This is a genomic window from Enhygromyxa salina (assembly GCF_002994615.1).
In the GTDB taxonomy this organism is placed as follows: domain Bacteria; phylum Myxococcota_A; class Polyangia; order Nannocystales; family Nannocystaceae; genus Plesiocystis; species Plesiocystis salina_A.
Map to the genome: position 1 here is coordinate 1 of NZ_PVNK01000006.1, position 11,043 is coordinate 11,043.

Consider the following 11,043-nt stretch of genomic DNA (forward strand, 5'->3'; position numbering starts at 1 on the left):
GCTCGGACATGAACAGCCCGACCATCGAGTCGACGACGACCGCGGGCGCCCACGGGGGTTCAGCGCTCGCTAGCAGCCCGGGGTGCAATGCATCGTGTCGCCTCGCGCCGGAATGTTCGCCGAGGGCTTTGTCGCCAAAACTTGCAGTACGCCCGGTACAGCGGCGTTTTGGCTTCGCGCCCTCGGCGAACATTCCGGCGCGAGGCGACACGATGCATTGCACCCCGGGCTGCTAGCCCGAGATCAATCGCTGAATTGAAGAAGCCGAAGGACTTAGGGCTAGCGCGAGCTCGTGCTCGGGCAGCTCGGTGTCCCCGGCCCAGATCAGGTGGTGGCGGGTGGGGAGCGCGAGCTTGGGATCGAGCACGAGCTGGGTCGCGCGGACCTGGCCGTCGTCGTCGTCGTCGCAAGCGACCGCGACGCGCAGCTCGTCGCGGGTGAGCTCGATGGTCAGAGCGCTGGGCCTGATCTGGCCGCGGAGGGACCTGGCAGCCTGGGTCCAGGCCTGGAGGTGGTCGCGGATGACCGCGGGGGCCGGCAGCTCCGGGGGCAGCGCAGCGAGGCGCTTGGCCAGCGCGACGAGGCCACCGACAAAGGTCCGGAGTGAGGCGAGCTCGAGCCCGACGCTGGCGAGGGCGACGCACGGGCGCTGATCGTCCGCGCTGCGCAGCTCGACGCCCCCGTCAGCGAGCAGCTCGCCCAGGCGCGTGGCGATGAGCGCGGTCTGCTCGGCGTCCCTGGCCGCGAGCTTGGTCTCGAGCCCGCCGAGCAGCGTCCGACGCTCGCGGAGGGTTCGCAGCCCGATCCCGAGATTGCGGGCCCAGCGAGCTTGGCGGCCGAAGTGCGACTCCAGCACGTCGCCGGGCCGGGCGTCGAGTTGGAGCTCGGGGCTCGGCTACACTCTCGCGGATGCGCGGTCAGACCAAGAAGAAGATCGGCCTCGTCGTGCTCGTGCTCGTCGTCTTGATCGCGGCCGGGCTCGGATGGATGTGGCACCGCATCACGGCGCTGCCCGAGTGGTACGGGAGCGCCGACATGATCGAAGAGGACGGGAGCCCGGCCGTCGACGACGACTGGGTCCGGATCCCGTCGAGCGAGCGACCCGCGAGCGCCCCGGCCGAGGCCGAGGCCGAGGCCGAGGTCTACGAGCTACGCAACCCTCACCTGCGCGCGACCAAGGCCAAGAAGGCGCCGCTGCGCAAGGCGATCAAGCAGTCGCGCGCGACCTACAGCGGCGGCGAGCTCGAGGCCGGGGCGGTCCTCAACCTGTCACAGATGGACCTCGACTCGCTGAGCCCGGCCGAGCGCGAGCGCTACCAGGACACGATCGACGCGTTCCCGGCGTTGACCGGCCGCGACGTCTACGTCGGCATCGAAGGTGGAGCCGACGGCGGCGGCGGTAAGCTGGCCCTCGGCCCGAAGACCAAGCTGCGCGTGGGGGACTCGCGCTACTCGCTCGCCGCCGCGGCCAAGCGCCTGGGCATGAGCGAGGCCAAGCTCCGCGAGACGATCGAGAAGGAGCTCGGGCGGATGGACGTCAAGCTGCCGACGGGCTGAGGCTCGAGCTCGACGCCGCTTGCTCGCCCGGGCCCGGGCTGCGCGGGAGCAGGGTGTAGGTCATCGTCCGACGACGGGGCTCGAACCCGGCGAGCCGGATGTGCTGCTCGATCTGCTTCGCGGTCATCATGAAGTGGGCGCCCGCGGTCGAGACCACGTTCTCCTCGATCATGACCGAGCCAAAGTCGTTGGCCCCGAAGCGCAGGGCGATCTCGCCGATCTCCGGGCCGAGCGTCGGCCACGAGACCTGGATGTTGTCGATGTTGTCGAGGTACAGGCGCGCGAGGGCCTGGACGCGGAGGTAGCGAAACGCCGAGGTGTCGTCGCGGAGCTTGAGGCGGGTGCCGTCGGCCTGGAAGGGCCACGCGATGAAGGCCGTGAACCCGCCGGTCTCGTCCTGGAGGCCGCGGAGGCGATCGAGGTGCATGAGGATGTGCTCGGCCGTCTCCTGGAAGCCAAACACCATGGTCGCCGAGCTGCGCATGCCGAGCTCGTGGGCCGCGCGCATGACCGCGAGCCACTCGTCGGTCGAGTTCTTGAACGGGCTGATGCGGTTGCGAATCTCGTCGTCGAGGATCTCCGCGCCGCCGCCGGGCAGCGAGTCCATGCCCGCGGCCTGGAGCCGGCGCAAGACCTCGATGACCGGGAGCTCCTCGATCTGGGCGATGTGGATGATCTCCGTCGGCGAGAGCGCGTGGAGCCGGAGGCTGAAGTTGCGCTTGGTCCAGCGGAACAGATCCTCGTAGTAGTCGAGGCCAAGATCGGGGTTGAGGCCGCCCTGGAGCAGGATCTGGATGCCGCCGAGGGCCTCGGTCTCGCGGAATTTTTCGGCCAGCTGGTCCTTGCTGAGCACGTAGCCCCGGCCGGTCTTGTCGGTCGGCGGGACGTAGAAATTGCAGAACTTGCAGCGCGTGACGCAGTAGTTGGTGTAGTTGACGTTGCGATCGATGATGTAGGTGACGACGCCGTGATCGTGGAGCGCCTGGCGGCGGCGATCGGCGGCCTCGCCCAGGCGCATCAGCGGGGCGTTCTCGTACAAGAAGATGCCCTCGGCCAGATCGATGCGGCCGCCGGCCTCGGCCCGGGCGAGGATCTCGTCGAGGTCGAGGGGGGCGGCCCGGCGGGCCCGCGCGGCGACCAGGGCCTCCGGGGTCGCGGTGCCGACGAATTTGACGTGGATCTGGTCCTCGTCGTCGAGGCCGGGGATCTCGATCAGCCCGGCGGCGCGACAGCGGGCGAGGTACTCGACGAGGCCCTCGCGCTGCTGGGTCTCGAGCCCGTAGCGGATGGTCTTGCGCAGGTAGTCGGCGTAGCGGGTCTCGGGCAGCACGGGCTCCGCGTCCGCGGGGTCTTGCTGCTCGTCGAGCCGGGCGATCAGCTCGTCGCGATACTGCTTGGCGATCGCCTCGGCGTACTTGCCGAGGCTGCGATCGCGGGCCCGCTGGAGGGCCTCGACGTGCTCGGGCCCGAGCACGCCCGGGCGCGCGGCCCAAAACGCGAACACCATTGGCAGCCCGGTCGCCTCGAACCACTTGGCGCCGAGATCCCAGGTGTGCGCGAAGCGAGCCTGGAGCCCGAACGCGGCGTCGCCGATGATCAGCGCCGCGGCGCGCCCCTTCGACGCGTGGACGAGGCCCTCGCCGCGGCCATGGGCGACGCGCTCGAGCTTCGGGCTCAGCCCGCGCTCGTGGAGCAGCAGCCGCAAGAGCAGCGCGGAGCTGCGCGAGGCGCCGTCGAGGTAGATTGTCTCGACCTCCTCGATCGGCCGGTCGGCGCACACGATCACGGTCTCGACCGGCCCGCGACAGCCGATGCCGATGCCGGGCACGACCTCCCACTCGGGGTGGGCGACGTAGCTCGCAACCGGGACCAGGCCGAGCTCGCACTCGCCCGCGGCGAGGGCCGCGGCGCAGTCGGCCGGCAGGGCCTCGACGAGCTCGAACATCGGCGTGCCGTCGTCGTAGCGCGGCGTGTGCTTGGGGTCGGCGAGGGTGTGATAGAGCGGTCGGCCGTTGAGAAACGAGACGGCGCGCACGCGGATGGTCTTGCCCGTGGTCATGCTTGCTCCGTTCACAGCACTGGCAGCGAGACGCGCCCGGCCTCGCTCGAGAAGGGCAGGCTCGCGTCGATGCGGATGCCCTCGAGCGCCGCGCCGTCGTCGACCCAGCGCTCGTTGTAGAGGGTGTCGCGCTCGACGGCGACGCGCCCGGCCTCGCGGATCAGGCGGACGAGGTCGACCCGCGAGAGCGCCTGCGGGGTCTCGGCCCCGGCCATGTGATAAATTTTCTCTTCCTGGACGGTGCCGTCGAGGTCGTCGACGCCGAAGCTCAGCGCGATCTGAGCGGTCTTGATCCCGATCATGATCCAGTAGGCCTTGATGTGCGCGATGTTGTGCAGCATCAGGCGCGCGACCGCGTAGGTCCGGAGGTTGTCGACCCCGGTCGGCGGCGGGAGCTTGGCCAGGTCGTTGTTGTCGGCGTGAAAGGCGAGCGGGATGAAGGTCTGAAACCCGCCGGTCTCGGCCTGGAGCTCGCGCAGACGCAGCATGTGATCGACGCGCTCCTCGAGGGTCTCGACGGTCCCATAGAGCATCGTGCAGTTGGTCCGGATGCCGAGGCGATGGGCGGTGCGGTGGACCTCGAGCCAGTCCTCGGCCTCGGCCTTGCCCCGACAGATCTTGCGCCGCGCTCGCTCGGCGAAGATCTCGGCGCCGCCGCCGGGCATGCTGTCGAGCCCGGCGTCGCGGAGCTCGGTCAGGACCTGCTCGTAGCTGAGCCCGTACTTCTGCGCGAAGTAGTGGATCTCGACCGCGGTGTAGGCCTTGAGGTGGATGTCGGGGCGCAGGGCCTTGAGCGCCCGGAGACAGTCTTTGTAGTAGTCGAAGTCGAGGTCGTGGTGGAGGCCGTTGACGATGTGGACCTCGGTCACCGGCTGGTCCATGCGCTCGACGAGCTTTTGCCGGACCTCATCAATGGACATGGTGTACGCGGCCGGGGCGTCGGGCTCGAGCCGGGCGAAGGAGCAGAACTTGCAGTCGGCCACGCACACGTTGGTCGGGTTGATGTGGAAGTTGACGTTGAAGAAGGTCTTGTCGCCGTGGAGGGCCTCGCGGCGCTCGTTGGCCAGGGCCCCGATCGCGAGCAGGTCCGGGTAGCGGTACAAGAACACGCCGTCGTCGAGATCGAGGGGCTGCTCGGCCCGGACCTTGGCGGCGATCGTTGCGAAGCGTGCGGTGTCTTTGTGGGCGTTCATTGTTTGCGACCCTTGGGGCTCAGATCCAGGCTCGAGATCTCGACGCGGACCGTCTGGCGGCCGGTCTCGAGCGCGCGGGGGGCGGTGTCCTCATGCAGCGCGCACTCGAGCCCGGCCTGCTCGATGAGGTTGCGCAGGCCGGTGATCGTGGTCTCGTCGGGCCGGGTGACGCCGGCCACGGGCAGGTGGCGCTCGGTCGTGATCGGACCCGAGAGCGTGTCGGCGCCGAAGCCCAGCGCGACCTGGGCCAGGCGCACCCCGATCAGATCGTGACGGGCCTCGACGCGGATCGCGGCGGGCAGGGCGAGGCGCGCGGCCGCGATCGCCCACAGGCGATGGGTCCCGGCCGTGTGAAGCGAGAAGGGCGCGACGGCGCAGGGCCCGAGGTGGGGGTTCTCGCCGAGCGGCTCCGCCCGCCAGCGCTCGGCCAGCGCGAGCAACCACTCGGCGTAGCGCCGGGCCAGGGCCTCGTCGCTGGGCTCGATCGGCAGCATCACCCGATCGCCCGGCTGCCAGGCGTCGGGGTCGGGCCAGCTCGTCAGGGCCACGAGCTCGTCGCGGCGCAGGATCGCGGGGCCGGTCGGGGTGTCGAAGGCCGGGGTCGGGCGCAGCAAGGTGCGCCGATCGAAGAGCTCGCGCCGGACCTCCATGGCCCACAGGCCCATGCGCGGCGGGTTGTCGCGCAGCGCCACCAGCGTGGCCACGTCGAAGCGCTCGGGGAGCTCGTTGGGCAGCGCGGGGGAGTTGGTCATGCTGTGGCTGTCTTTGCCTGGTTGGCGCCCCAGCGGGGCAGCAGATCGAGGGGCAGGCCCGCGCGCTCGAGCGCCCGGCCGACGACCGTATCGATCGCCTGTTCGAGGGTCTCGACGCCGGCGTAGAAGCTCGGGACCGCGGGCAGCACGATCGCGCCCGCCTCGGTCGCCGCGACCATGTTGCGCAGGTGCACGAGGCTCAGCGGGGTCTCGCGGACGACGAGGATCAGCCTGCGCCGCTCCTTGAGCGCGACCTCGCAGGCGCGGGCGATCAGATCGTCGCCGCCGCCGTGAGCCACGCGCGCGAGCGTCGACATCGAGCAGGGCATGACGACGACGGCGTCGGGCGCGTTGGAGCCCGAGGCGAAGGGGGCGTTGAAGTCGGTCCGATCAAAGCGACGCAGGTGCTCGATCGACGCGGGGAGCTCCTCGCCGAGCTCGGCGCGCCAGACCTGCGCTGCGGTCGTGGACGTGACCCAGCTGACCTCGAGCGCGCGCGCCTTTGAACCAGCCGCGAGCGCGAGCAGGCTCAGCGCGCGCCGGGCATAGATCGCCCCGCTCGCGCCGGTCACGGCGAGCACGAGCTTCATGAAGCTTGTCCTCGGGCGTCCGCTTCGCTCGCCGGCTTGGTCGCGCGGACGATCGAGGCCACGCCGAAGGTCAGGGCCTCGACGCTCACGTCCTCGAAGCCGATCTCTGCGAGCAGCGCGACGTAGTCGGACGCGGCGCGCATGTTGCCGATGCTGCGCGGCAGGTAGAGGTAGGCGTCCAAATTGCCCGTGCAGGCCCAGCCGACGAGGGGCAGGACCGTGCGGTTGTAGACCGCATGAAACGCCCGGGTCGTCCAGGCCGTCGGGCGGAAGAAGTCGAGGATCACCAGCCGCCCGCCGGGTCGCAGGCAGCGCAGCTGCTCGGCGCTGGCGAGCTCGAGATCCGAGAGGTTGCGGACCCCGAACGCGCAGAAGATCGCGTCGACGCTGGCGTCGTCGAGGGGCAGCGCGTGGGCGTCCATCCGCTCGGCGCGGATCTTTGCGCTCGCCTTGGGATCGCCGAGCGCGGCGATCCGGCGCATGCCGGTCTCGAGCATGCCGGCCGAGAAGTCGCCGCCGACGAGCTCGGCCTCGGGGTAGCGGCGGTGAATCTCGAGGGTCGAGTCGAGGGTCCCGGCGCACAGATCCAAGATCCGCGCGCCCGCGCCGGTCGTCGCTTCGGACCCCGCCTCAGCGCCGTCTGCTGGCAGCAGCGAGGCCACGGCCTTGCGGCGCCAGCGGACGTCGGTGCCCGCGCTCATGACCCGGTTGGCGCGGTCGTAGCCGTGGGCGATGTCGCTGAACATCGCCTGGACCCGGCGACCGTGCTCGTCGTGGGTCGGGATCTCCGGCCCGGAGTTGGCGAGGGCCTCGGTCATCCCGTCCTCCGCACGATGTAGCGCGCGAGGTCTTCGAGGGCGCCGCGGGCTGGGGAGCGGGGCAGGGCGGCGAGGGCCTCGATCGCCGCGTCGACGTGGGCCTGGGCCGAGCGCCGGGCGCCGTCGAGGCCCCCCGCGGCGATGACCCGATCGAGCAGCTCCGCGAGCTCGGCCTCGTCGACGGGCGGGCCCTGGCGGAGCATGGCCTCGAGCCGGGTGCGCAGGGCCGGGCGGTACTCGCAGGCGAGGATCAGCGGGAGGGTCGTCTTGCCTTCGCGCAGATCCTGGCCGCGGGCCTTGCCCGAGTCGCGCAGCTCGAGGCTGTAGTCGATGATGTCGTCGGCGATCTGAAACGCGTAGCCGACCTCGCGGCCGTAGCGAGCGAGGGCCTCGGCGTGGCGTGGCTCAATCAGATGGGCGACCGCCGAGCTCCACGCGATCAAGGCGGCGGTCTTGCGCTCGATGACCATGTAGTAGCGCTCGCGGTTGAGGTCCCACTCGCCGGCGACGTGGAGCTGCGCGACCTCGCCCTCGGCCATCTGCGTGACCGCGTCGGCCATGGTCTGGATCGCCCGGGGCTCGCCGAGGTAAGCGACGGCCTGGAGCGCGCGCGCGTAGCAGTAGTCGCCGGTCAGCACGGCGAGGCCGTTGCCGTAGCGCAGGTGGGCCGCCGGGCGACCGCGGCGAAACTCGCCCTCGTCGATCACGTCGTCGTGCAGCAGCGTGGCCGTGTGCAGGAGCTCGGCCGCGGCCGCGACGGTGATGCGCTTGTCGGACCGGTAGCGGGCGGCCTGGGCGGCGAGCAGCGTGGTCACCGGGCGGAAGCGCTTGCCGCCAGCGAAGGTCAGGTGACCGCCGACGCGCGGGATGATCGCTACGGTCGAGTGGAGCAGTTCGCCGAGCCGGGCCTCGACCTCGACGAGCTCGTCGGCGACGAGGGCCATGGCTGACGCGACCGGCGTCAGCTGGGCGTCGGCGGCCTCGACCTGATCGGGGTCGTGGGTCCGCGCTTGCAGGGCCAGGTCGTGGGCCGGTTCATGGATCGAGTTGGTCATGGGTGTCCTGGTCGTGCGCGGCCTCGGCGGTGTCGTGGTCGTCGTCGAGCTCGAGGGTCGAGCGTCCGGGCAGCGGGGCAGGTCGGAGGCGTGAGGCCGTTCGGGCCAAGCCGTTGAGGATCGCGCGGATCGGGCTGCGCTCGACGAAGGCCTCGAGAAACGAGCGGCCCATCTCGAAGAAGCCGAGCATGTGCTCGGCGCGCTTGAGCGCGAAGCGTACGCGGGCGTCGTCCTGGTCGGCGGCCCGCAGCGTGTCGATGACCTCGCGCGCGGCGCCGATGCCCTGCTCGACCCGCGCGGCCTCGCGCTGGCGCAAGACCGCCGTGATGAGCTTGAAGAAGTTGGTCTCGGCCACGTAGAGCCGGCCCTCGCGGTGAAGCACGCCCCACTCGAGCAGCGCGGTCATGGTCGTGCTCGCCGATCCCGCGCTGATGCTCAGGCGCGAGCGAACCGTGCTCTGGTCGAGGGGCTCGTGCGACATGTAGACGAGCCCGAAGATCCGCCCCATCGTCCGGGTGAAGCCCCAGAACTCGGCGATCTCCCCCATGACCGCCGAGACGCGGTCCTGCGCCTGCGCGACCACGACCCCGCTGGGATCCTGATCGAGGGTGGCCTCGGCGCGCGTTGACTTGGGAGCCACGAGAGGATGAAAAGCCTTGCGATCTTCGTTCGCTCGGCGATTTGCACCGGGTGATGTTCATTTCATTCTGAAATGAACTTTTGATGCAAGGGCGGTCTACATCGGGGGATGGGCCAAGTCAATCGGCATTTTCTGCGTCACCCCGTCGAGCGGGCTAGGCTTCCGGGCGGATGAGCGAGCGAGACCCCTATCCGTTCTGGGTCGCGATGGGAGCGGCCTTCGTCGGCACGCTGCTCGGTGGTGGCGCGGTCTGGATCGGCGTCAACCGGCACCTCGACGAGGTCGAGCGCGCCGCGGCGCAGGAGCTCCGGGCCGCCGAGGCGGTCGACGCAGCCGAGCCCGAGCCCGAGCCCGAGCCCGAGCCGAAGACCGAGCCGAAGACCGAGGAAGTTGCCCTCGACCCAAATTCGCCGTCGGACCCGGGAGATAGCCCCCTGGTTCGGGCGCTCGAGCGGACCCGCGACAGCGTCGTGAGCATCGAGCTCGGCGGCAGGCCGGCCGGCGCGGGCGTCGTCTATGACGCCAGCGGCACGCTCCTGACCAACTACCACGTGATCGAGCCGGTCTTGCGCGCGCGGCTACAGCTCGGAGATCCCGGCGCCGTCGCCTCGATCCGGGTCCGCTTCGTCGACGGTCGCGAGCGCTCGGCCAAGGTCCTCGCCGCCGATCCCGACGAGGACGTCGCGGTCCTCAGCGTGACCCCCGAGCGGGCCGACGAGCGCTTCGGCGCCGCGCCCCTGGGCCAGTCGGCCTCGCTCCGCCTCGGCGAGCAGGTCTTCGCGATCGGCTCACCCGTTGGTTTCGAGGGCACGGTTGCGACCGGGATCATCTCGTCGCTCCAGCGTACGGGCGTGCTCGCCAAGCGCTCGCTGCCGGTCCTGCAGCTCGACGCGGCGATCAACTTTGGCAATTCCGGGGGCCCGCTGTTCAACCTCGCCGGCGAGATCGTCGGGATCACCACGGCCCGGTCGAGCCGCGGCGAGGGCATCGGCTTTGCGATCCCGATCGATCGCATCCGCCTGTTCCTGCGCGCGCTCGAGCAGGGCATGCGCGGGCGCTCGGGCGTGATCGGGGTCGAGCTCGACCCGAGCCGAGAGATCAGCGACGCGATCGCGCCGCTCGGCTACCACAGCGGCGTGGCCGTGACCGGGGTTGACGAGGGCCGGGCCGCGGCGCTCGCTGGGATGCAGCCCGGCGACGTGATCGTGACCCTCCGCGGCCGTCGCCACGACCAGCTCGACGCCTCGGATCGCGGTCGGCAGGCCTTCAGTCAGCTGCTCGGCGAGACGATCCGCGGCCTCCTGCCCGGCGAGACCCTCGTCGTCGAGGTCGTCCGCGACGGCGAGCTCCACGAGCTCGAGATCGTCGTCGAGGCCGCCAGCGTCGAGCGTCAGGCCCGGATCGACGCCGAGCAGCTGCTCGGCCTCGCGCTCGCTCCGAGCGGCGACGAGGCCCGGATCGTCGGCCTCGTCCCGAGCTCGCCGATCGCCCGGATGCGCGGCGCCCAGCTGCTCGCGGGCGCCCGCATCACCAGCTTGTTCGGCCAGCCGGTCGCCAACCTCGAGCAGCTCGGCGAGCGCCTCGCGTTGCTGCGCAGCTGGTCCGCGGGCGGGGGGCGACGCAGCATCTCGATTGGGCTGGAGCTCGAGGGCCGCAGCCTGACCGCCAACAACTTCCCGCTAGCGACCGGCCGTTGAGTGTTTTAGACCCCCACGGGCGTCAGCGACTCGGCCACGCACGGCCGCTGCGCGGCCGGTCGGTCGGTCGCTGCGCTCCCTCGCTCGGTGGGCTGGGATGAGCTTCGCAGTCGTTTGCGTGGCCCCCTAAAAGGGGGCTTGGTTCACTGTGACTGCTATGTTCATACGGGTGCGAGAATGCGATTGCGACTCTTCGCATTAGGAAGCTCTGCGCCCGTGAGTGGAGACTCTCGCACCCGCATGGATGTCGCAGCCACAGTGAATCAAACCCGCCCAAAAGGCTCACTGTGGTCCCCTTTTAGGCGATCTTGGTCGCATTGCGACCTTTCGTACTAGCAAGCTCCACGCCCGTGAGAAGAAAGAGCCCCCTTCTAGGGGGCCACGCAAACGATTGCGAAGCCCATACCAGCCCACCGAGGGAGGGAGCGCAGCGACCGAGCGACCGGCCGCGCAGCGGCCGTGCGTGGCAGAGTCGCTGACGGCTGTGGGGGTCTAAAACAAAGAGCCCCCTCTTAGGGGGCCACGGAGGCGATTGCGAAGCCCATACCAGCCCACCGAGGGAGGGAGCGCAGCGACCGAGCGACCGGCCGCGCAGCGGCCGTGCGTGGCAGAGTCGCTGACGGCTGTGGGGGTCTAAAACAAAGAGCCCCCTCTTAGGGGGCCACGGAGGCGATTGCGAAGC

At 70.5% G+C, this 11,043-nt stretch carries 11 protein-coding genes; 2 read left to right on the plus strand and 9 right to left on the minus strand.

What is annotated here, in order from left to right; translation table 11 throughout:
• Together ENSA5_RS38850 and ENSA5_RS00995 are read right to left on the minus strand one after the other, a co-directional pair.
• On the minus strand, positions 1–193 hold a 193-nt coding region (locus ENSA5_RS38850), incomplete at its 3' end, for a hypothetical protein (RefSeq protein ID WP_219906709.1).
• Positions 194–232: 39 nt separating this feature from the next.
• The gene (locus ENSA5_RS00995; protein ID WP_106389676.1) at positions 233–856 is read right to left on the minus strand and encodes a hypothetical protein; all 624 of its coding nucleotides are present in this window, start codon (positions 854–856) and stop codon (positions 233–235) included.
• Between the two features lie 53 nt (positions 857–909).
• Between ENSA5_RS00995 and ENSA5_RS01000 the strand changes: the two genes are divergently transcribed.
• Positions 910–1,557, plus strand: a complete 648-nt coding sequence (locus tag ENSA5_RS01000) for a hypothetical protein (RefSeq protein ID WP_106389677.1) — start codon at positions 910–912, stop codon at positions 1,555–1,557.
• Here the strand turns inward: ENSA5_RS01000 and mqnC are convergent.
• Genes mqnC through ENSA5_RS01035 form a run of 7 tightly spaced genes read right to left on the minus strand, consistent with a single transcriptional unit; the run spans position 1,538 to position 8,664 of the window.
• Positions 1,538–3,616, minus strand: a complete 2,079-nt coding sequence (gene mqnC / locus ENSA5_RS01005; protein ID WP_106389678.1) for a cyclic dehypoxanthinyl futalosine synthase — start codon at positions 3,614–3,616, stop codon at positions 1,538–1,540. The genes ENSA5_RS01000 and mqnC overlap by 20 nt on opposite strands.
• A gap of 11 nt (positions 3,617–3,627) precedes the next feature.
• A complete protein-coding gene (mqnE, locus tag ENSA5_RS01010) occupies positions 3,628–4,809 on the minus strand; it encodes an aminofutalosine synthase MqnE (protein ID WP_106389679.1) in 1,182 nt (393 codons plus the stop codon).
• Positions 4,806–5,561: a hypothetical protein gene (locus tag ENSA5_RS01015; RefSeq protein WP_106389680.1), complete on the minus strand. Its 756-nt coding sequence runs from the start codon at positions 5,559–5,561 to the stop codon at positions 4,806–4,808. The genes mqnE and ENSA5_RS01015 overlap by 4 nt, the downstream gene beginning before the upstream one ends.
• Complete coding sequence (locus tag ENSA5_RS01020; protein WP_106389681.1) at positions 5,558–6,151, minus strand: UbiX family flavin prenyltransferase; 594 nt, start codon at positions 6,149–6,151, stop codon at positions 5,558–5,560. The genes ENSA5_RS01015 and ENSA5_RS01020 overlap by 4 nt, the downstream gene beginning before the upstream one ends.
• Positions 6,148–6,969 (minus strand): ubiquinone/menaquinone biosynthesis methyltransferase, encoded by an 822-nt coding sequence (locus ENSA5_RS01025; RefSeq protein WP_106389682.1) that lies wholly within the window; start codon positions 6,967–6,969, stop codon positions 6,148–6,150. The genes ENSA5_RS01020 and ENSA5_RS01025 overlap by 4 nt, the downstream gene beginning before the upstream one ends.
• The gene (locus ENSA5_RS01030) at positions 6,966–8,024 is read right to left on the minus strand and encodes a polyprenyl synthetase family protein (protein WP_106389683.1); all 1,059 of its coding nucleotides are present in this window, start codon (positions 8,022–8,024) and stop codon (positions 6,966–6,968) included. Before ENSA5_RS01030 ends, ENSA5_RS01025 begins: the two co-directional genes overlap by 4 nt.
• Entirely contained in the window at positions 8,005–8,664 is a 660-nt protein-coding gene (locus tag ENSA5_RS01035) for a GbsR/MarR family transcriptional regulator (RefSeq protein WP_106389684.1), read from the minus strand. The genes ENSA5_RS01030 and ENSA5_RS01035 overlap by 20 nt, the downstream gene beginning before the upstream one ends.
• A 170-nt stretch (positions 8,665–8,834) precedes the next feature.
• Here ENSA5_RS01035 and ENSA5_RS01040 point away from each other — a divergent pair, with 170 nt between their 5' ends.
• Complete coding sequence (locus ENSA5_RS01040) at positions 8,835–10,361, plus strand: S1C family serine protease (RefSeq protein ID WP_106389685.1); 1,527 nt, start codon at positions 8,835–8,837, stop codon at positions 10,359–10,361.
• Positions 10,362–11,043 lie beyond the last annotated feature (682 nt).